The sequence below is a fragment of the Flavobacterium sp. genome (genome assembly GCF_004211145.1).
Taxonomy (GTDB): Bacteria; Bacteroidota; Bacteroidia; order Flavobacteriales; family Flavobacteriaceae; genus Flavobacterium.
The window spans coordinates 178,023-198,052 of the sequence record NZ_SEBS01000003.1 but is presented as its reverse complement, the minus strand read 5'-3'; the positions used below and the strand labels follow the sequence as shown (position 1 = coordinate 198,052).

General features: G+C 48.0%; 21 protein-coding genes. 10 read left to right on the top strand and 11 right to left on the bottom strand.

Going from position 1 to position 20,030, the window contains the following annotated elements; genetic code table 11:
• The first annotated feature begins 67 nt into the window (after positions 1-67).
• Both EOO50_RS02720 and EOO50_RS02715 read left to right on the top strand, forming a co-directional pair.
• Positions 68-691, top strand: a complete 624-nt coding sequence (locus EOO50_RS02720; protein WP_290837644.1) for a hypothetical protein — start codon at positions 68-70, stop codon at positions 689-691.
• A gap of 130 nt (positions 692-821) precedes the next feature.
• Positions 822-1,274, top strand: a complete 453-nt coding sequence (locus EOO50_RS02715) for a DUF1569 domain-containing protein (protein WP_290837642.1) — start codon at positions 822-824, stop codon at positions 1,272-1,274.
• Between the two features lie 39 nt (positions 1,275-1,313).
• Here the strand turns inward: EOO50_RS02715 and EOO50_RS02710 are convergent, their stop codons facing one another.
• Both EOO50_RS02710 and EOO50_RS02705 read right to left on the bottom strand, forming a co-directional pair.
• Entirely contained in the window at positions 1,314-1,943 is a 630-nt protein-coding gene (locus EOO50_RS02710; protein WP_290837640.1) for an alpha/beta hydrolase, read from the bottom strand.
• Positions 1,944-1,945: 2 nt separating this feature from the next.
• Positions 1,946-2,881: a ring-cleaving dioxygenase gene (locus tag EOO50_RS02705; RefSeq protein ID WP_290837638.1), complete on the bottom strand. Its 936-nt coding sequence runs from the start codon at positions 2,879-2,881 to the stop codon at positions 1,946-1,948.
• Positions 2,882-3,038: 157 nt separating this feature from the next.
• Here EOO50_RS02705 and EOO50_RS02700 point away from each other — a divergent pair, with 157 nt between their 5' ends.
• From EOO50_RS02700 to EOO50_RS02670, 7 genes are all read left to right on the top strand, one after another.
• Positions 3,039-3,620, top strand: a complete 582-nt coding sequence (locus EOO50_RS02700; protein ID WP_290837636.1) for a YdeI/OmpD-associated family protein — start codon at positions 3,039-3,041, stop codon at positions 3,618-3,620.
• Positions 3,621-3,647: 27 nt separating this feature from the next.
• Positions 3,648-4,133, top strand: coding sequence for a hypothetical protein (locus EOO50_RS02695; protein WP_290837634.1), 486 nt, complete (start codon positions 3,648-3,650; stop codon positions 4,131-4,133).
• 10 nt (positions 4,134-4,143) lie between these two features.
• Positions 4,144-4,653 carry a hypothetical protein gene (locus EOO50_RS02690; protein WP_290837632.1) on the top strand — a complete coding sequence of 170 codons (510 nt, stop codon included), beginning with the start codon at positions 4,144-4,146 and terminating at the stop codon, positions 4,651-4,653.
• 68 nt (positions 4,654-4,721) lie between these two features.
• Positions 4,722-6,071 (top strand): amidohydrolase family protein, encoded by a 1,350-nt coding sequence (locus tag EOO50_RS02685; protein ID WP_290837630.1) that lies wholly within the window; start codon positions 4,722-4,724, stop codon positions 6,069-6,071.
• Between the two features lie 118 nt (positions 6,072-6,189).
• Entirely contained in the window at positions 6,190-8,448 is a 2,259-nt protein-coding gene (gene katG / locus EOO50_RS02680; RefSeq protein WP_290837628.1) for a catalase/peroxidase HPI, read from the top strand.
• A gap of 146 nt (positions 8,449-8,594) precedes the next feature.
• Positions 8,595-8,780, top strand: coding sequence for a hypothetical protein (locus tag EOO50_RS02675; RefSeq protein WP_290837626.1), 186 nt, complete (start codon positions 8,595-8,597; stop codon positions 8,778-8,780).
• Positions 8,781-8,856: 76 nt separating this feature from the next.
• Positions 8,857-9,378 carry a hypothetical protein gene (locus EOO50_RS02670; protein WP_290837625.1) on the top strand — a complete coding sequence of 174 codons (522 nt, stop codon included), beginning with the start codon at positions 8,857-8,859 and terminating at the stop codon, positions 9,376-9,378.
• Positions 9,379-9,387: 9 nt separating this feature from the next.
• Here EOO50_RS02670 and EOO50_RS02665 read toward each other — a convergent pair whose 3' ends face one another.
• The 8 genes from EOO50_RS02665 to EOO50_RS02630 all read right to left on the bottom strand — a co-directional run bounded on the left by EOO50_RS02665 (position 9,388) and on the right by EOO50_RS02630 (position 16,065).
• Positions 9,388-10,830, bottom strand: a complete 1,443-nt coding sequence (locus EOO50_RS02665; RefSeq protein WP_290837623.1) for an MEDS domain-containing protein — start codon at positions 10,828-10,830, stop codon at positions 9,388-9,390.
• 159 nt (positions 10,831-10,989) lie between these two features.
• Entirely contained in the window at positions 10,990-11,736 is a 747-nt protein-coding gene (locus EOO50_RS02660) for a hypothetical protein (protein ID WP_290837621.1), read from the bottom strand.
• Between the two features lie 80 nt (positions 11,737-11,816).
• Positions 11,817-12,125: a DUF6804 family protein gene (locus EOO50_RS02655; RefSeq protein WP_290837619.1), complete on the bottom strand. Its 309-nt coding sequence runs from the start codon at positions 12,123-12,125 to the stop codon at positions 11,817-11,819.
• Positions 12,125-12,457 (bottom strand): hypothetical protein, encoded by a 333-nt coding sequence (locus EOO50_RS02650; protein WP_290837617.1) that lies wholly within the window; start codon positions 12,455-12,457, stop codon positions 12,125-12,127. Before EOO50_RS02650 ends, EOO50_RS02655 begins: the two co-directional genes overlap by 1 nt.
• A gap of 217 nt (positions 12,458-12,674) precedes the next feature.
• Complete coding sequence (locus EOO50_RS02645) at positions 12,675-13,484, bottom strand: endonuclease/exonuclease/phosphatase family protein (protein WP_290837615.1); 810 nt, start codon at positions 13,482-13,484, stop codon at positions 12,675-12,677.
• 1 nt (position 13,485) lies between these two features.
• Positions 13,486-14,151 carry a response regulator gene (locus EOO50_RS02640; RefSeq protein WP_290837613.1) on the bottom strand — a complete coding sequence of 222 codons (666 nt, stop codon included), beginning with the start codon at positions 14,149-14,151 and terminating at the stop codon, positions 13,486-13,488.
• Between the two features lie 11 nt (positions 14,152-14,162).
• Entirely contained in the window at positions 14,163-15,863 is a 1,701-nt protein-coding gene (locus EOO50_RS02635; RefSeq protein ID WP_290837611.1) for an ATP-binding protein, read from the bottom strand.
• Between the two features lie 40 nt (positions 15,864-15,903).
• A complete protein-coding gene (locus EOO50_RS02630) occupies positions 15,904-16,065 on the bottom strand; it encodes a hypothetical protein (RefSeq protein WP_290837609.1) in 162 nt (53 codons plus the stop codon).
• Positions 16,066-16,388: 323 nt separating this feature from the next.
• Here EOO50_RS02630 and EOO50_RS02625 point away from each other — a divergent pair, with 323 nt between their 5' ends.
• Entirely contained in the window at positions 16,389-17,342 is a 954-nt protein-coding gene (locus EOO50_RS02625; RefSeq protein WP_290837607.1) for a hypothetical protein, read from the top strand.
• A gap of 1,436 nt (positions 17,343-18,778) precedes the next feature.
• Here EOO50_RS02625 and EOO50_RS02620 read toward each other — a convergent pair.
• Positions 18,779-19,924, bottom strand: coding sequence for an alpha/beta hydrolase (locus EOO50_RS02620; protein WP_290837605.1), 1,146 nt, complete (start codon positions 19,922-19,924; stop codon positions 18,779-18,781).
• Positions 19,925-20,030 lie beyond the last annotated feature (106 nt).

The window sequence follows — 20,030 nt, the reverse complement described above, 5'->3', positions numbered from 1 at the left end:
CCGCTAGCCTACAAGCATTCCGGCAATTCATCGAATCCAAAAAAAACGAACAAACCAATACACAAGAATGAATTGTTTCACTTCGATCCTATTGCTTTTGGCCTTTCCAATTAGCGCCCAGGAAGCTCAAGCCACCTTCGTCCAAACCAAGGTCGCTTATTTTCAAAAGGAATCGTGGTTTCCGTTTACAGGAACTGTCAAGTCTCAAGACGAGCAATTTCTCGTGATTTGCGAAATCGAAAACGGCTTTCCGAAATACACCGAGAACTTTGATCTGAACGGAAAGTTACTGTATTCACTATTTGACGAGGAATTCATCCAGCGCATGGATACGGTCAACAAAACCCCTAAACTAAGACAATCGAGCGCGAAAGACATCAGCGAAATAAAATACGCAGAGGTCATGATAACTTTCGACGAAACGGGCGAAAAACGGAAGCGTTCCAATGGATTCATTCAATGGGAACGCCAAAAATTGTACTTCGAAAATGGCGTCCGCGTCCGCGTCGAAGCCTTTTACGATGCCGATTGCAAGCGTATCCGCGAACGCATCGCGTTATTCCACACGGCCGTCGGCAATCCGATTTTTGATCTTGAGGAAAGTTACGACGGCGCGTACACGTTATTCGATGAAAAAGGAAAAGTACTCAAAACCGGCACGTACAAACTAGGACAGTTGACGCTCGATTAAATTTTCCACAATCGAAATCGTATCTTTATGTCGCACAAATTCGTTCCGGCGATTCGTTAAACATGCAACTTGCCCTCCACTCTGTACTTTGTACTTTGTACTTTGCACTCTGTACTTTGCACTTTCAACCATGGAAAACATCTACTACGACGACGATTACGAGCAAATCACGATACGGCTCGACAAACTCACCATCAACCAAAACCGTCGTTGGGGACGCATGACGCTCGAGCAGATGATCTCACATTGCACGATACAAATCAAACTCGCGACAGGTGAAGTAACATCGAAAGAGATATCGCCTAAAAAACTGTATCACAACCGATTCATCCAATGGATAAGTTTGTATCTGATTCCGTTGCCGAAAGGTTTGGATACGCCATCGGTCATGGATATGGAAACGAATGGTGTGACCGTCGACGATTTTGCGACCGAGCGGCAACACCTGATCGATCATCTCGAAGATTTCCGGACCTTGGTCAAGTTGCATCCGCATCCGTTCTACGGAAAACTTAGCAGGATGTTTTGGGGCCGATTGGTTTGGCTGCACATCGACCATCATTTGCGACAATTCGGTGCATAAAAAAACCTGCCGTTTCTGACAGGTCTTACACTACTTGAATTATTTTTTGAAATGCTTGCCGAACCAATCCGAGGCCAATTGCAAATCAGATTGCGCAAGATTGTGGCCGGTTGGGATTGTATGCGATTCAACGTTGAAACCCGCGTCTTGCAAGAGTGCCGCGTACTTTTCGATATCGTTCAAATCGACCGTCGGATCGAGTTTCCCCGAAGTCATCAGGATTGGGACATTATTGTTCGTCCGACGAAATTCCTTGCCCGCAAACGGTTTCATCGGTCGGAACAAAATCGCGCCCGCCAGGAAATCGGGATGCAAAACCAACATTGAACCCGCGATATTCGCTCCGTTCGAATAACCGAGAGCGACGATTTTATCGAGGTCGAAATGTTCGGTTTTCGAAAGTCCAGTCACGAAATCCACCAATTCATGCGTCCTGAATTCCAAATCCTGTTCGTCGAAAATTCCCATTCCGAGTCGTTTGAAAAACCGCGGCATGCCGTTTTCGCTCACGTTTCCGCGTACCGACAACACGTTAGTTTTGTCTCCGAAATGATCGGCGAACGGCAACAGGTCATTTTCATTTCCGCCCGTGCCGTGCAACAGTAACAGTGTCGGCGCTTTTTCCAAACCCGAAGATTTGTAGATGTATTTTAAAGGTGAAAATTCCATAATCAATTTATCGGCGTTAGATGCGCTTCGATGCTCGCGCGTTTCGATTCGTATTGAGCGGGAAGTTTCAGGCCTTTGCCCAAATCCTCGAGCGTTTCGTCGATCATGAAACCGGGATTGTCGGTAGCGATTTCGAACAGGACGCCGCCCGGTTCCCTGAAATACAGCGAATGGAAATATTGCCTGTCGATCTGCGGTGTAATGCTCAAATCGTGCGCGATTACTTTTTCGCGGAACTCCAGCAGCGTCGCGTCGTCTTTGACACGGAACGCAACGTGATGCACGCTTCCATTGGCGACGTGGCCTTTTTCCTCGGATGCGATTTCGACAAGGTCGACGATGGCCGCATTCTCGACGGCGTCGGTCGCATATCGGAAACGGTTCACTTCCTGCGCGATCAGCTTGTATCCGAAAACTTCGGTCAAAACGGCTGCCGTCGCTGCAATGCTGTTGAGCGTCAGCGTGATGTTGTGAAAACCGCGCGTGGCGATGTCCGCTTTGACTTCGGCAGTTTCCCACGGTTTTCGGTCGTCGTTGTCCTTTTCTGTGAGTTCGAGCTTGAGTCCGTCGGGATCGAGGAACGTCAAATAGCGCTCACCGAATTTTATCGAAGGTTTGTTGTAGATCACGTTGTACTTTTCGAAGCGTTCTATCCAGGATTCGAGACTGCCTTTCGGGACGGAATAACCGATTTCGGTCGCCATTCCCGCGCCTCGCCTTCCCTGTGGAATTCCGCTTCCCCATGGAAAGAATGTCAGGATCGTTCCTGCGCTGCCGACCTCGTCCCCGAAGTAAAAATGGTACGTTCCGGGATCGTCGAAATTTACCGTTTTTTTGATGAACCTGAGCCCGAGCACGTTTGAATAGAAGTCGAAGTTTCGTTTGGCGTCGCCCGCGATTGCGGTGATGTGATGGATGCCTAGGATTTTATTTTCCATTGTTATTTTATTTTTTATTGTTATTATTATTACTCCAAAATTACGTCAGCTATTGCGTTTGGGCATTGAACTGGAACAAGAAGTTTGGCGAGGAAATCCGACCTCGGCAGTTCATTTATTTTAGTACTTTTATCGGCATCAAAACCTCCATGCTCACGTGAAGCAACCATCGGAAACTGAAACTTTTTACGCACCGAGTCGCGAAGAATGGCGCAAATGGCTGTTTGAAAATCCCCAAACCAAACAATCGGTCTGGCTGTTGCAGTATAAGAAAAAGTCGAATGTGCCTACGCTTTCTTGGAGCGATGCGGTGTCGGAAGCGCTTTGTTTCGGATGGATCGACAGCACGAGAAAGACCGTAGACGACGATTCGTTCATACAGTTTTTTACGCGCCGAAAGCCAAACAGCGCGTGGTCAAAGATCAACAAGCAGAAAATCGAACAATTGATCGCCGACGGATTGATGGTAAAAGCCGGACACGCCAGCATCGAGATCGCAAAGCAAAACGGCTCATGGTCGGCGCTGGATGCAGTCGAAGAACTTGCGATTCCCGAGGATTTGATTACCGCGTTCAAGAAATACGAAGGTTCCGAAGCGTTTTTCTCAGGCCAAAGCAAATCGGTCAGGAAAATGATGCTGCACTGGATCACGTTTGCCAAAAGGCCTGAAACACGCCAAAAAAGGATACTTGAGTTGGTTGCACTTGCGTCGGTCGGAAAAAAGCCGAAACAATTCTGACGACCACAATACAATATAAAGAGAAACATGGAGAAATACACGATTACGTATTTGAGGAAAAATTCGGTTATCAAGACGATTTTCGGAGTGCTTTTGGGTTTGGCGGGACTGGCTTCGGTGTTGTTTTTAAGCATTTTGATGGGTTTCATGTGCATCGGCTATTCGCTCAAACTGCTGCTGCGCGAAGGCACGCAAATAGATTTGGCAAGCAAGACATATAGGACCGTATATTCGTTCTTCGGACTTCTTTTCGGGAAATGGCAGCCGATTCCGCCCGTGGAATATGTTTCGGTGTTCAAGACGCGCGAAGGAACGCCCGCAAATTTGTATGGAGCGACCGTCGCAACCGTCCAGACGTCAATTATCCATCTCAACTTATTTTACGGCTCAAAGCATTTCACGGCTTACAAGACCGAGGACAAGGAAGACGCGTTCAAGGTCGCCAACCATTTGAAACTCGCGCTCGACATCGATATTTTGGACGCGACCGAAAAGGAAAAGAAATGGCTGTAAATCCAAACTGATGCGCGATACATATATAAAGACCAAAAATGGTAAATACGTCCTTGCGGCGAATATCTTGTTTTTCGCAGGATTGTTGTTGAATCTCGTCGTCGTGCTACTTTTTAAAGATACCGTGATCGAGCCGTGGTATTTCGCTTATTTTTATTTGGGTTGCGGCGCGGTCTTCTATTTTGTTCCGAAAAACATCTTCGGTTTAAGTTACGGCCGACTCGAGAAATTCGTGTACGCGAGCGTCGCTTTCGGAAGTCTTTTGAGCGCATTGTTGCTTTGCGTGAATATGTTCGCATTCAAGTCGGACAAGCGAGAAATCGAGAAATGCCTCATCCTGCGCAGAGGCTTCACGACGAGGTCGCACCAACCCACGGCAACTGTCGAAGTCGACGGCATCATGAAAGGTTTCGTGTTCCCGAAATCACAAAATATCGACACTTTCACCTATTTGCAAATAGAACTCCGACGAGGCATTTTAGGAATGAACGTCGTCGAAAACACGACTTTATCAAAGTAATCCCTGAAAATACTTTGGCTTCCAAATAGTTACATCCATTTTTATTAACTTGGATGCAAACTTACATCATGCGCAAATTGAGATTTATTTTCGTGTTGTTTTTCCTCGTCGGACATCACTCCCACTCCCAGACAAAATCAAAACTCATCGCATACGACCAAAGCGAAATCGTACTGCAGAACGCGAGAATCGTCGATGTCGTGAAAGGAATCGTGCTCGACGGACAATCCATTTTGATTTCAAGCGGAAAGATAAAAGCCATCGGGAAAACCGGAAAACTACAAGTTCCAAAAGCGGCGCAGATCATCGATTTAAAAGGAAAGACGATCCTGCCCGGACTCGTGATGCTGCACGAACACATGAATTACAACAACGGCGCGGCGGTCTGGCAATTCCATCCCGTGAGTTTCCCGAAACTGTATCTGGCCGCGGGCATCACGACGTTGCGCACTGCAGGAGCCGAAAACCCGATGTACGATCTCAACCTCAAACGCAAAATCGACTCGGGCGAATCGATCGGTCCGCGCATGTTCGTGACAGGTCCGATGTTCAACGACGCGTCGGGCGGATTCCTGGGCGATTTCGTCATCTCGAATTACGATCAGGGGAAGAAAGCGACCGCGTTTTGGGCCGATCAAGGCTGTACGTCGTTCAAGGTCTATTCGGACATCGGCACCGACGCTTTGAAAGGCGTGCTCGACGAAGCGCATTCGAGAAACCTTCCCGTGACCGGACATTTGGGGAAAATGTCGTGTACGGAAGCGGCGAATCTCGGCATCGACAACATCGAACACAGTTTCTGGTCGTGCGCTTCCGATTTGAGTATTCCATGGGAAGGCGATTGGAAATTGAATGTGGAACAAAAAGGCGTCAACGAATTGATCGAATTGTTGGTTGCAAAGAAAATCGTCCTCACGATCACGCCGTTTTCCGACAGCGATTACCGGAATCCGGCGTTACTCGAATATCTAAGCACCGACGAACGAAAACGCGTCGAAGGCTATCTCAAAAATCCGCCGCCGTTCATGCCGAAAGGATCAAACGACTCACAACTGCGTCCGTTCGAAAAACTATTTGTCCAAAAAGGTGGAAAAGTCGTGCTCGGAGCCGATGCCGCCGATTGTGGCCTGTTACCCGGATTCCAGAACCACAACGAGATGGTCACTCTCGTGAAAGCGGGCTGGACGCCGTTGGACGTGATCAAGATCGCGACGATCGACGGCGCGAAATTTCTTAAGATCGACAACGAATCGGGCAGCATCGAAGTAGGAAAAAGTGCCGACTTGCTGATCGTTTCGGGCAAACCTGACGAGAATATCGAAGACATCAAAAACGTCGAGCTCGTCTTCAAAAACGGCGTCGGATATGATTCGAAAGTATTGCGCGAACGTGCGAAAGGTTTGGTCGGACGCCATTAAAATCACGCACTTTATCAACGACACCTATCCGTTTATAGAAACAAGCGATTTTGTCGTAACACATAAAGCCTTAACTTTACGGAAAACAAATCACTTTATAAACGCTTAATACATCACAATGGACGACGGATCAAACGACATCAGCAAGTGCCCATTCCACAACCAGCAGAACACCGGAGGCGGCGGAACGAAAAACCAGGATTGGTGGCCGAACCAACTAAAACTAAACATACTCAGGCAAAATTCTCCACAATCGGATCCGATGGACAAGGATTTCGATTATACGAAAGCATTCAACAGCCTCGATCTTGAGGCCGTCAAACAAGATTTGCACGCGTTGATGACCGACTCCCAGGATTGGTGGCCAGCCGATTTCGGGCACTACGGCGGGTTGTTCATCCGAATGGCATGGCACAGCGCCGGAACCTATAGGGTTACTGACGGCCGTGGCGGCGGTGGCGCGGGATTGCAGCGTTTCGCCCCGTTAAACAGCTGGCCCGACAACGTAAGTCTCGACAAGGCACGACGCCTTTTATGGCCGATAAAACAGAAATACGGCAAGAAAATCTCTTGGGCCGACTTGATGATCCTGACCGGAAACGTCGCGCTTGAATCGATGGGCTTCAAGACGTTCGGATTCGCCGGCGGTCGTCCCGATGTTTGGGAAGCCGACGAATCGGTATATTGGGGAGCCGAAACGACCTGGCTCGGAAACGAGGAACGTTATGCCCGAGGCGTCGAAGGCCTGGCCGAACGCGGAGTCGTTTCGTCGGACGAGGACGCGACAGGTGAAACACATTCCAAAGGCGATCTGGAACAACCGCTCGCCGCAGCTCACATGGGATTGATTTACGTGAATCCAGAAGGTCCAGACGGAAATCCGGATCCGATCGCAGCCGCTAAGGACATTCGCGAAACATTCGGCCGAATGGCGATGAACGATGAGGAAACCGTGGCGTTGATCGCGGGCGGACATACGTTCGGGAAGACGCACGGCGCCGCTTCATCGGATCATGTCGGGAAAGAACCCGAGGCCGAGGACATGCATCTGCAAGGCTTCGGATGGCACAACAAATATAATTCGGGCAAAGGTCCCGACACCATAACCAGCGGTCTCGAAGTCACGTGGACGAAAACGCCGACGCAATGGAGCAATAATTTCTTCGAGAACCTGTTCGGATTTGAATGGGAATTATCTAAGAGTCCTGCGGGCGCGCACCAATACGTCGCCAAAAATGCCGAGGCCATCATTCCCGATGCGTACGACAGTTCAAAAAAACATTTGCCCACGATGCTGACCACCGACCTTTCGTTGCGACTCGATCCGGCTTACGAGAAAATCTCGCGCCGTTTCCTTGAAAACCCTGACCAATTTGCCGATGCTTTTGCTCGCGCTTGGTACAAACTGACGCACCGCGACATGGGGCCGAAAGCGCGTTACCTCGGGCCCGATGTTCCAAATGAAGAACTTCTTTGGCAGGATCCGATCCCTGAAGTGAACCACGCGTTGATTTCAGACAGCGATGCGGCCGATTTGAAGGCTAAAATCTTGAATTCAGGCTTGAGCGTCTCGGAACTCGTTTCCACGGCTTGGGCTTCGGCATCGACTTTTAGAGGTTCGGATAAACGCGGCGGCGCGAACGGAGCACGAATCCGATTGTTGCCGCAACGCGAATGGTACGCGAACAATCCGCCTCAATTGAACAAGGTCTTGTCGAAACTCGAAAGCATTCAAAATGAATTCAATATTGGCGGAAAAACGATCTCTCTTGCCGATTTGATCGTACTTGGCGGATGTGCGGCTGTCGAAAAAGCGGCTGCCGACGCCGGAAACAACATTAAAGTTCCGTTCACGCTGGGTCGTATGGACGCGTCTCAGGAACAAACCGACGTGGAATCGTTCAACTATCTTGAACCTTTGGCCGATGGTTTCAGGAATTATCGCAAAGCCAATTTGTCGATTCCGACCGAGGCCGCGCTGATCGACAAGGCGAATCTCTTGACTCTTTCGGCTCCCGAACTTACGGTTTTGGTAGGCGGATTGCGTGTGCTCGGCACGAATTACGATGGTTCGCAACATGGCGTCTTCACGGATCGCGCGGGGCAATTGACGAATGATTTCTTCGTGAATCTGCTCGATATGGGAACGGAATGGAAAGCCTCTTCTCAGGATCGCGAGCGTTTTGAAGGCCGCGATCGCGCGACCGGCGTTGCGAAATGGAGCGGAACCAGAGCGGATTTGGTTTTCGGTTCGAATTCGGAATTACGCGCTGTTGCCGAGGTTTATGCTTCAGCTGACGCCGGAGAGAAGTTTGTCACGGACTTTGTGAAGGTTTGGAATAAGGTGATGAACCTTGATCGGTTTGATTTGAAATAAAAGATTTTTTATGATTTGAAACGGCGCCATGTGCGCCGTTTTTGTTTTTATTTATTGGAATATCGGTTTCCACACCGTCGGCCGTGAGCTAAACCTCGCCAGATTGACATTAAACGTTTATATTCGATTTTGTTACAATGGGTTCTATGACGAAAATAGCACTGCTACTCTACTGTCTTATCTTGACAACTGACGTTTCGTTCGGATGTTTGAATGGTGAGACGAAAATGCTTAAGAACGGTTATTATATTTATGAAGATCGCGATGATGACATTCCGCGCGGGCATATTTTCTATGTCGACAATTTTCTGAAACTGTTGCGCGACGTTTGAAACGCAGTAAACGTCAGATTTAATGCAGTCTTTCTACACCGAATCTATTCGGTTGCGATAAACACCGCTTTTGACCATGAAACAAAAATTATACGTCGCAGCAATAATCGGTTGGCTGTTCACTTTCGTACTGAATTTGATTTCAGCTTTCGGTGTGGACATAGCCGAAAGGTTTCCGCTTGTCTGGATATTTTTCTTAACGATGTTCGTATTGGTTATCCCCACGCTTTTTCTCGCAAAAAACCATCCCAACATAGTCGAAGAACTTGATGACATGGACGACGGAATACCGTTACGCCCGTTTTTTCAGGATGTCGAACCTTGGCTTGGCGCATTGGTTTTCGTAAGTGTTGCGCTTGCGATAGCCGCTTTTTGTATGGGAACGACCCAAGGATACGGCCAGCCTGAAATCGTTGATGGGAAATTTGTACTGATGAAAGACAGCATTCTTATCCGTACTATCCCGGCAGACGAATACACCCGGATGAAAGCCGGAAAACTTCAAATTTTCTCAGGAGTCTCGTTGATTTTTTACGCGCTTTGCATCTTGATATTGAGGCGGTTGATCCGATGGGGAACCGAAAAAGTTGTCGGTTGAAGATTGTCATCACACATTTTCACCCACGATCGGAAACTCCAACACGAACCGCGTCCCCTGTCCTACTTCGCTCGTGACAGAAACCGTTCCTCCCAACGCTTCGGCCTGTGTCTTTACCATGAATAGTCCAAGACCTTTGCTGCCGTCGGTGTTCGAATGGAAACGCTGGTAGAGCCCGAATAATTTGGAACCGTGCCTGTTCAGGTCGATTCCGATGCCGTTGTCGATAAAAATAAGTTGCACGTTGTTTCCTGAAAGCCGACTCTGGATACTGATTTCAGGATCGCGATCGGGATGTTTATACTTCAGACTGTTGCCGATGAGGTTCATGAAAATGCTGTACATATAGGAACGGCTCGTGAAAATTGACGGAACTTCGGAAAAATCGACCCGGAACGTCACGTGTTCTTTTTGCAGCAGTGTTCCGACACTGACCAGAATCGTATCGATCATATCCTGGAAAACTACTTTTGCCTTTCCGTCGGCAGATTGGAATTTTATCTTCAATATCTCGCCCAAATCGCGCACCACATCGTCGAGCTCGCCAATTGCAAGGAAAAGGTTTTGCCCGAGCAGAGTGCGCTCTTCAGTTGTTTGCACGTCGTTGAGCAACCCCGCAATTCCCATGATGTTCGACACCGGCCCACGAACGTTGTGCGACACTATGTAGGCGAATTGTTGCAGATCGGTGTTGCGTTGTACGAGGTCGCGCGCGATTCCGGCGAGTTTTCTTTCCGTCTTAAGCCGCGTCGTCGCCTCTTCCTGAAGTTGTCTGATGGCTTTCTCAAGGTTTCCGGTTCGCTCTTTTACGAGATTCTCGAGCCTGTAGTTGATCTCTGAAAGTTGGGCCTTCGATTCCCGGACCTGCTGCGATTCGAGCACGTGCCATTTTTTCTTTTTACATGCGATGACTTTTTCGTGTACGTGCGCCACATCGACGAACGCCTTCGCCGAACATTTCCGCAACGGATAACTACATTGGATAATGATGTTTTTATTTGTGATCAATTTGTCGAGCGCCTCTTCGTAAGCCATGAAAGCTTCCCAGGTTTCGGGCGTGAGCCATGACTCGATGCCGTTCGCGCGCATCCCCGAGAAACCGTCTGCGATCGCTTGGCGATATGTGTTTATCCAACGGTCGAGTACGAATTGGGCTTCGAAGTTCCCATGGTCGAGATACCATTCGTTATACGGAACGATCAGGAGTTGCTTTTTGTCGAGATAGACCTCGAGTTGCGAGAAATCGCGTTCGATCGAAAGCAGCGCTTCCCCTACCGACAACGGTTCCGAAATTACCCAAACGCAAAGTTCGTTGTTGTCCAGGCCAGCTTTGAAGAACGATGACATCATGTCCAAAAGATCTTCGGACGAGTTGTAGAACGTACAAAAATGCGAACCCCAACTAATGTCGCCCAACACATTTATGCCTGAATTTGTGGTTGTCGTTCGCATGATGCAATAATTAGGTAGCTCTAAGTTCGCAAAAGTCCAAGCCGTGAGGTTACAGAATTCGGCGGTAACGTAATATCATTGTGCGATTTATCAAACTGAGACTTTGAACGAAAAAAAAACCGCAAAATGATGCGGTTCAAATTCTAATGCTTTGGAAATTTATTTCTTACTGTATCGGATAAAGAAATTCTCGGGACTCGCGTTTACATGTTTGCGCACGGTTCGTTTGGAATCGCAATTTTGTTCCCGCACATCCTTAATTTCTTCACTTTGCGGAAGATTCGTCAATTCCGAGACATAAAATTCATGCGAAAGCGTATTGGTTTTTCCACCGACCGTATAAGTGATATTGTTCGAAAAAACGAAAGGCGAATCGCTGACGCTGAAGTTAAGTCGCTTGATCTTTCGGCGCGTCGGATATTTCGCAAGGTTGCAGTGGTTGAAGTAAAAAGGATTGATGATGTATTCGCTGAAACTCTTGCTGCTCTTTGGCGGAATCGTGATTTCCGGCCGTTCTTCGAAAGACGTCGAATGCCCCGACGAGCTCGCTGCGGCCTGTGACAGATTGACGCGGTAAAAATAACCCGTCGCATACACGGTCTTGGATTCCGTCTGCGAGGTCGTGAAGGTTCGCGCTTGGTAATAATCGTACGCTTTCCCGTTCACGATATAGAACGAGCGGTCCATGTTGATGGTCAGCGGTTCGCTGGTTTTGTTGAATACCGTAAATCCTGCGTCTCCGCCTTCGGCCCAAAAATCGTAGGTAATGCGACATTCTGCGTTCTCATAGACATTGCCCGCGACGCCTGTGCTCGCATTTACGGGTTGCGTCTTATAAATCTGGAAATAGCTCGTGGAGCAAGAAGTCAGCGACGCGATGATCGCGATGAATGTAATTTTTTTCATTTGGATTGGTTTTTCCAAATGTAGGCGCTGTGCGAAAACTGATTTTACGGATTTCCGTAGCGCGTCGGTTTTCTAAAAAATTACGTATTTCGAGGTCTGTGAGCGCTTACACCATAGACCGCGAAGGCAATGGCAACCCCGATATCGATCCATGTCCATTTACTTTTCTGATACAGATAAATCGGCACGACAGGATTGAAAAGCACGGCCACGATCAAAAATAGAATCGCCCAAAAACGCTTCTTTTCATTCACATCCTGGAACACAATGGAAACCGCGCCGATGGTTACGAGAATCCTCAAAAACGTGTAGTAGCCGATCGGAAGCGGCAATAACGCACACGCCAATGCAACTGCGCAAACGAACGCCAGTATCCGGTTCAAACCCATTAATTACACTTTTTGAGACTGCAGCTCGTGAGCCCGACAGCTTCGGCGTCTTTTTTACTTTGTTTTTCGATTTTGTGCGTGCACCGACCCAAACCTCCGCACTCGCGGTTGCGATGGTATTTCGTGGCGCCGTCGCTTTTGCAGACCCAGACGAGTTCGTCGCCGGGTTCGTCGTCGAGTTTTTGATTCGGGCCTGGTAAAATGCCGGCTTCCGAAAATTTATTTACGTGATTTCCTGACGTTATTTCGAGCGACGCAATGTCTTCCTTACAGCCGCTTAACAACAGTAAAATCAGCAGCAAAAGAGCGGAATGAGGTAGTTTTATCTTCATCTGAAAGAATTTCGAACAGGCAAGTAACGATACTGTTTGTTTTACTGTGGAACACATTCGGACATTTTCGATGAATGTGTCGGTTTTGTCTGTGAACGATTTGAAAATATAGGAGTTTGGTTACAATCTGTAAATTCGACCTGGATTAATTGTCGGCTTTTTCAAACGTAACCGTTATCCGGATCATTTCCTTACGGTTTTCCATAACCGGCCGAAATCAATCGAATGTAAGCAATGTCCAAATCGGCAAATGATCCGAAATTTTCCTCGCCTCGTGCAGACTGGAAAACGACAAATAGAAATTCACGACGCCGGATTCCTGCGTTTTCGCCCGAGTCGTTTTGTAGAAAATATTGTCGAACTCCGATGCCAGGCAATCATCGCCTTTACACTTTTGCCGCATCGTGGTTTTAGCATCGACAAGTACAGGTTGGAATCCCATTTTCCGTATCGGATTGAAAACCGTATGTGACTGAGCGCAATTGAAATCACCCGCGAATATGAGGTTGAGATCTTTGTATTTTTCGGGATAGAACTTAAAGAATTTTATTTCGGTTTCGGGTTGCAGTTTCTTGGTTATCGCATGGAAGTTCACGATCGTGAAGTCATTTTTTTCGTACGTAAATGTCCCGAAGAATGGCTCGCGCTCAATCTCGTCGGCGAAATGTGCGTCAAGCCAGGGTTTGCCTTTCATTGCTACTTTCGACTTTTTCCACAGGAACGCATATCGTTCGCGTTTCTGCCGCGTGCCGCTCGTGGGCAAACTTATGGCGTATTCCCATTTTGCTCCCGTTCGGTTTAAGGCGTCGACGAGTTTCGCGACGGCTTTTGCGCCTTCAGGCCCCGCGACAACTTCCTGCAACGCAATCAGGTCGTAGTTTTTTAAGGTTTGCGCCATGAAAGTGATCGTGGCTCCGGATTTCGACTTGCCCATGTCGCACAAATTCCATGAACAAAATCGCATTTGAGCCTGCAGTGAGGCGCAAAGCAGCAACGTGAACAGCAACCATAAAAACCGTTTTCCCATATTATACGAGTCCGAGATCTTTTGCGATCACGATCAGATGCACATTGTTGTTGGCGCGCAAGGTAATCTTGAGCCTGTTGATCCGTTTTTCTATACTCGACACACTGTTCGGGTTTATGCCACGGTTTTGTAACAGAAGTGAAATCTCAGCCTGGCTCACTCCTTCTGAAAGCATTTTCATGAGTTCGCGGTCGTATTCCTCGATTTCATGCAACGTCCTGTCTTGAAGCACGTGGGAAATTTGGGGCGAAATATACTGCTCGCCGATCGCGATCGCGGTGATGGCCTTGCGGATTTCGGGAATATTATTCCGGCCTTTGAGCACGTAACCGTCTATATTTAGTTCGTTGAACAAGTATTGCAGCGGATGCGGCCGATCTTCTATCGAATACACCAAAATCTTGATATCGGGTTGCAACTCTCGTGCGGCGGCTATGAGTTCCTCGCCTCCCGTGAGTTTTGCCGTGCGATGGTCGGGTTTGAACGACAGATCTGATACGAGCAAGTCGAACGCATTGCCGTCTTCAAGCGCGCGCACCATTTTGAGCAACGCCTCGTCACACCAGGGCGCGTGGTCGGTATTGGTGATCTCGAGCGCTTTCAAGGCCTCGGCGACGGCAATATTGTAACCGTCAAAGTCTTCCGCAACTAATACTTTCTTGAACATCATGGTACGTTTTACATTGGGATTTCTACATGCGCCCGAAAACCTTTCCCGGGCTGCGGTTCAAATGTAATCGTTCCCTTAAGTGCGAGAATACGGTTTTCCATAATCGCGAGCCCGTTTTTTTGGTCGAGGTTTTCAGATTCGGCGCCTTTGCCATTGTCGGAATAATCCAACAGCAGCATTTTTCCCGATGTACCGAAGCGCAAAAGTGCATGCGAACAGCCGCTGTGCTTTTTCATGTTCACGAGAAATTCCTGCACCAGGCGATGCACCGCGACTTTTTTTGGTTCGTCAAGATCGTCCCACTTTACCGAGTCGAGACCATCGGTAATAATGTTGCAGTCGGTCGACATATAATGCCCGATGAGTTCGCGCAGTCGCTTCGAAAATCCCGGACCGACGGCAACGGGCGCATTTTCCCTCGATATCGAACGTGTCTTTCGGTAAATATCTTCAAGCGTATCGAGCAATTTTTCCTTTTCCTCGCCGATGTTCAGATCGCGGTTTTCGGCAATGAGCAAACTCTGATGGACTTCGTTCGCAAGTTCATCGTGCAGCCGTGTGGAAATTCGGATTTCGGCATCATAAGCGGCTTTCCAACGTTCTTTCTTATTTCTTGAGACGATGCGCATCACGATGATAAAACCTGCAGTAATGGCTGCTATCGTCGCGATGATCCAAAGCAGCGTCTTGTTTTCCTGTTCGGCTTTCTCGGCTCGCGCCCTAAGCGTTTTTTCGTGTTCTTTCTTGTAGTCGTACTTGAGTGCCGCGAAATAATTACGTGCTTCCTGGCGCGCCGTCCTTAGGCTGTCGTTCACGCGAACGTATATTTTGGCGTATTTTTTAGCTTCGGGATCCGACGCATGTTCGATTAGAAATGAAAGTGCTTCGAGCCTGTCGTCGGCCGAATTCGTTGCCGTGGCTTTCTGTTGGGCCGATTTCGCGTGGAAAATCGCTTTCCCGATATCGGATCCCCTGTAAAACGACGCCAAATGCATGTGGCTTGTGATCGCGCCGAAGTCATCGCCGATACTGTCGCGAAGAAACAGCCCGCGTTCCAACATAGGTAACGTGTTAGGCATGTCGAGTTTGAATTTGCTGTACCCGAGGTTGTCGATGATGCGCGCCTGGGTTTCCAGCCTGTCCGAAATGTGCGTGGAATTCACAGCCGGCAACAATAGATCGTGGGCTTTCTTGTAATTCCGACGACTGATTTCGACGTAAGCGATATTATTGACCATCGTTAGCGAATCGGCAACCGTGGCGCTGAATTCAATCGCCTTGTTATACTTACCGACGGCATTTTCATACTCATGCAGGTTCATGAAACTGATGCCCAGGTCGGCGTAAATGGTTGCGTGATAGTAGGTGTTTCGCCCCATAACGTCCAACGCTTCTATGTCGAGCGCCTGCATTTCGGCGTAGTCGTTGTACTTCCTGAGGATATTCGCCATGACAAGCAATACGTGTGCTTTACGCAGACTGTCTTTCGCGAACGTGAACTTCTCTTTCGCTTTGAAATAATAGTTGAATGCGCTGTCAGTCTGGCCTTTTTGTTCGAAATCGGCACCTTTAATTTGGAGCGCATATCCGTCGCTCACGGCTTTTTTTACCAATGAATCGTTCGCTTTTTCCTTTTCAGGCATGTTGCAACTAATCACGATCAGCGCCGTGAACACGATAAAAAACGGGGAACGAAACATGAATTTCATTCCCCGAAAATACTAAATTTCAGAATTACCTCACAATTATTTATGGAAATGGCGGTGGCGGTGGTGGCGGTGGCGCCGGAATATTCCCACTTCCGCCTCCGGTTTCCTCTACTTTGTTTGCTCCCTGCGACTGGTCGTCGGCACTGCACGATACTGCCAGCACGCCAATGGTAAGCGCGCCCATCAAAAGAATTTTCTTCATCGGTTTACGATTTTAAGGTTGAAAATGAGCAAGGCCTTCCCGAGCCAAAAAGGTTCTCAGGTAAAATGGCCATGCCGGTCTTTTGGGAAGTCAGTGCGACTTACGGAGCGTTGGGCTTATACTTCCCGGATAAGTTTTCCGGTCCGCAAGGCGGCACTGTGATTGGATTCGTTTTGTACATTTGCCTTTAATGCATTTGGGGCGATACAAATCCTGAGGCAAAGAAATGCAGTGAAATCGTGCTGATAGCAAGCGGATTCCGGTAATTCCGGTAATTCTCGTGAATTCCGAAGAATGTTTAGCACTACTTAAATAATTAGGATATGTTTGACATTCACGAGTACCGTAAATGCATCAGCAAGAAGTACGATCTTGAACAGGAGAACGGGAATCTTGGGCTACAAGTCAATCCTACGCCCGCCGATATCCGGGATTTCACATTAGGATTATTGTCGGAAGAAATCGAGCCGCGGGATCTAGCAATCCTAAAACGATTTTTCGTACTTGACGAAAGCAAAGATTACGCAAGACAAATCGACGCATTCCCATTGCCGAAGTTTCGCCCGATACAATCATTATTCGATGGGTCGAAGCAATCCGACAAGGAGAAAATGCTTGATTTCGCAGCGTTGATTGTCAACTTCCAGCCGCGTCCGTTTCAAAAATTTCGAAAGTCGGCAGTAACTGACCGGATGCCCGATGAAAATGTGTCGGTTGACAAAGCGTCGGACATTGAAAATCCAACAGTTGCCGAAAGGCCAGATGTTCCGCCTGTGATAATAGTGGATATGGAATCGGACTCGCCCGAAAATATAAACGGACCAGCCCACGACGGCAATCCCGAAACGCACGAGCCCGGATTAAGCGACTCTGACGGTAACAATGTTGGTTGGTGGACGAAATACAGACGTAATACTTATATCGGCGGTGTCGCGATTGCAGCTTTGGGTGCTGTCGCTTTAGCGTTGACTTTGAAGACAGATTCACCTGCGTGCATGCAATGGCTTGGTGATCACTACGAAATCGTCGATTGTTCGTCGACGCGACAGTCGAATGAGAATTTGATTGAGGCTGTTGACACTTTACAAGTCGGGATGCGCAAGGTTCTAATTACAGCTGAAACCATTTATTTTAAGGACGGGCGGCCAGTGGTTTGGTATAGCAAGAATGATACTGTGGAGTGTTTTGATAGAGACGGGTATCATCCTGTAAACCGTAAGAAATTGAAGCTGGTAAGTCGTCATATGGCGATGATGTTGCGAGGGAGATTTGAATAGGGTTTTTCGCGATGTAGAAATACATTGACAAAGTTTTAAAAAAATACTTTTGTTATAGTTATGCTTTGTCGTGGTTGTGACCTGAGTGCCAAATGAAAATGAGTTGGTTGATTAGTTTGTGACACTTTTGTTCAAAATAAAAAGGTGCAACTCATTTGGTTACACAAATTTTTTGTGGAAAAGTTTGTCACAAGCAGCTGAGGTGCAATGCAAAAAAGAGAGCAACGGTTATCCTAATTGGAACGCCCGCCAGGCTCTCGGTCAAAAACTAACAAAAACATCGTGACGCCAACTCATCAACCGTCAAAAATCCAAACGTCATCAAAAACGTGGCGAATCGAAACCTTCCTCCAGAGACAAAACGCAATTACAACCTTAAAAGATCATTCGGAGGCTTTTTCGGCGCAGTGCGCAAGCCGAAAAACAAATAAATACTTCCAATCAGTCGCGCCGTTTAGTTGGACAGGCGGGCACCCGGCGGCACAAAAATCCGTTAAGCGCGACAACCTGTTTGAGCACCAGCGAAATCGAAGATTCACGAATTCCAAAAAAACCAAATATAAACGCGTGAGTAGTTTTGTCGCGTAGGATTTTTTTGCCTGCCAGGTCGCCTGGGAAACCTGGCGCCAGCCATTTTGCTACTTTGTTGCGAGACAAACCGAGGAACGAGGTTCACTGAATCCTTTAAAAACAATAGAAATCGATGAAGTAAAAGAAGGCCCCGCCGGCAGGCGAATCAAATGCGAAGCGTTTGAAAACAATAAAAAGGTTCAGGGTACATGGTACAAAGTTCAAGGTTTGATTGAAGAAGCGAAAACGCACATTTTTTCTGATTGCCAATGAAGCGATTCAATACCTAAATCCACCATTCGTGAATCGGGAATCAAACGTCATCAATAACGTGACGAGCGAAAACGCGCATCTGGCAACAAAACGCCATCTAGAATCCACAAGACCATTCGGAGGCTTTTTCGGCGCAGTGCGCAAGCCGAAAAACAAATAAATACTTCCAATCAGTCGCGCCGTTTAGTTGGACAGGCGGGCACCCGGCGGCGCGAAAATCCGCAAAGCGCGGCTGTAAATCGCGCCTGCGCGACCAGCCGCGCCGGATTTTCGCGCCTGTCGGGTCGCCTGGGAAACTTGGCGCCAGGCATTTTGCTACTTTGTTGCCAGACAAAGTAGGCTCCGCCGGCAGGCGAAACAAATGCGAAGCGTTTGCAAGCAAACTAAAACGAGTTTGAGCGAAATGCTCGCACCAGCGAACAAGCAACAAAGTTGCAAAACAAAACGCAACTGTTCCGATTCACAAAATTCCTCCTGCGTCGGAATAACAAAAAACATCAGCAACTAAGCATCGACGTTGCAAAACGAAAACATCAAAAAATAAAAAGGCCCTGCACTCCTGCAAGACCTCTTCAAAATTCAAAGGATATATTCTACATGCCAAAGGCACTCTTCAACTTTTTCGCAGCCAATTCCTGCGCTTTCTTCGCTTCAGGCACAACCAGCGCCATTCCAAAAAACTCATGCGTCACGCCCTTATACAACTCATAACTCGTGTCGACCTTTGCGTCTTTTAGTTTGTCTGAAAGCAATTTCCCTTCCGTCGCAAGCGGATCGATTTCGGCTCCGATGATCAACGTCTGCGGCAATCCCGCAAGATTCGCTTTCACTAAACTGACACGTGGATCAGCAGCGGTAGCTTCAGACGGCAACGCATTTTTTACGAACCAAGCCATCATCGGCTTGTTAAGCGGTTTCGCAGCAGCATACTTAACGTAACTTTCAGAGTTCATGTCATTGTTCGCGACAGGATACACGAGAACCTGATACAAAGGCAATTGTACTTTTTTGTCGCGCGCCATCATGCTAACGTTACACGCAAGGTTTCCTCCGGCACTTTCTCCCGCGACGGCCACTTTTTTAGGATCGCCATTGAACGAGGCAGCGTTTGCCAACACCCATTTGTATGCGTCGAAAGCCGTGGTATGCGCAGCAGGAAATTTCTTTTCAGGGCCTTTCGGATATTCGACCGAAACGACGATAGTATTCGACAGTTCGCACAAACCTTGCGCACCGCCGTTATACGTTTCAATGTTCGCGATCACGAATCCGCCACCATGATAATATACTACGACCGGATACGGTGCCGCGCCTCCTTTTGGCGTATAAATCCTTACATGTGTTTTTCCTCCCGTAACGGGAATGTCTTTTCCGATCGTGTCGCAAAGCGGCGTCGGGATATCCATTCCGCTATCGACGGCGACCATTTTCACGGCGTCGGCGGGAGTCGGTTGTGTGCGGGCTTCGGCAGCCGTCAAAGTTTCGATCGGTTTTCCACCGAGACTGCCTAATTTTTCGATGACGACGGCCATTTCATCGGTAATGTTTGGTCCCCAGGCGGGCGCAGGTCCGGTCGGCTTGAGTTCTTTTATTACGTCTTTGTTTTCCTTGTTTATGCTGTCGGCGAGTTCCTGTTCGGGCGCTTCAGCTTCTTTTGGGTTCTTGTTGCACGAAAAAACGAGCAAGGCAAAAAACGAGGCTGCGATGCATTTTGGCAATGTGCGGTCTTGTAAAATCATAGTATGCGTATTTAGGTTACTGATGGTGTGTTTTTTAACACCACTAATTTCCTAAACCGCAACCTTGCAGTCGTTACACGATTTTCCCGATTACTTAAATAATTTG

Bases quoted from the DNA above. Each gene is read 5' to 3' on its own strand.
- EOO50_RS02720 (WP_290837644.1), top strand. From the start codon at position 68: ATGAATTGTTTCACTTCGATCCTATTGCTTTTGGCCTTTCCAATTAGC.
- EOO50_RS02715 (WP_290837642.1), top strand. From the start codon at position 822: ATGGAAAACATCTACTACGACGACGATTACGAGCAAATCACGATACGG.
- EOO50_RS02710 (WP_290837640.1), bottom strand. From the start codon at position 1,943: ATGGAATTTTCACCTTTAAAATACATCTACAAATCTTCGGGTTTGGAA.
- EOO50_RS02705 (WP_290837638.1), bottom strand. From the start codon at position 2,881: ATGGAAAATAAAATCCTAGGCATCCATCACATCACCGCAATCGCGGGC.
- EOO50_RS02695 (WP_290837634.1), top strand. From the start codon at position 3,648: ATGGAGAAATACACGATTACGTATTTGAGGAAAAATTCGGTTATCAAG.
- EOO50_RS02690 (WP_290837632.1), top strand. From the start codon at position 4,144: ATGCGCGATACATATATAAAGACCAAAAATGGTAAATACGTCCTTGCG.
- EOO50_RS02685 (WP_290837630.1), top strand. From the start codon at position 4,722: ATGCGCAAATTGAGATTTATTTTCGTGTTGTTTTTCCTCGTCGGACAT.
- katG (WP_290837628.1), top strand. From the start codon at position 6,190: ATGGACGACGGATCAAACGACATCAGCAAGTGCCCATTCCACAACCAG.
- EOO50_RS02675 (WP_290837626.1), top strand. From the start codon at position 8,595: ATGACGAAAATAGCACTGCTACTCTACTGTCTTATCTTGACAACTGAC.
- EOO50_RS02670 (WP_290837625.1), top strand. From the start codon at position 8,857: ATGAAACAAAAATTATACGTCGCAGCAATAATCGGTTGGCTGTTCACT.
- EOO50_RS02665 (WP_290837623.1), bottom strand. From the start codon at position 10,830: ATGCGAACGACAACCACAAATTCAGGCATAAATGTGTTGGGCGACATT.
- EOO50_RS02660 (WP_290837621.1), bottom strand. From the start codon at position 11,736: ATGAAAAAAATTACATTCATCGCGATCATCGCGTCGCTGACTTCTTGC.
- EOO50_RS02655 (WP_290837619.1), bottom strand. From the start codon at position 12,125: ATGGGTTTGAACCGGATACTGGCGTTCGTTTGCGCAGTTGCATTGGCG.
- EOO50_RS02650 (WP_290837617.1), bottom strand. From the start codon at position 12,457: ATGAAGATAAAACTACCTCATTCCGCTCTTTTGCTGCTGATTTTACTG.
- EOO50_RS02645 (WP_290837615.1), bottom strand. From the start codon at position 13,484: ATGGGAAAACGGTTTTTATGGTTGCTGTTCACGTTGCTGCTTTGCGCC.
- EOO50_RS02640 (WP_290837613.1), bottom strand. From the start codon at position 14,151: ATGTTCAAGAAAGTATTAGTTGCGGAAGACTTTGACGGTTACAATATT.
- EOO50_RS02635 (WP_290837611.1), bottom strand. From the start codon at position 15,863: ATGAAATTCATGTTTCGTTCCCCGTTTTTTATCGTGTTCACGGCGCTG.
- EOO50_RS02630 (WP_290837609.1), bottom strand. From the start codon at position 16,065: ATGAAGAAAATTCTTTTGATGGGCGCGCTTACCATTGGCGTGCTGGCA.
- EOO50_RS02625 (WP_290837607.1), top strand. From the start codon at position 16,389: ATGTTTGACATTCACGAGTACCGTAAATGCATCAGCAAGAAGTACGAT.
- EOO50_RS02620 (WP_290837605.1), bottom strand. From the start codon at position 19,924: ATGATTTTACAAGACCGCACATTGCCAAAATGCATCGCAGCCTCGTTT.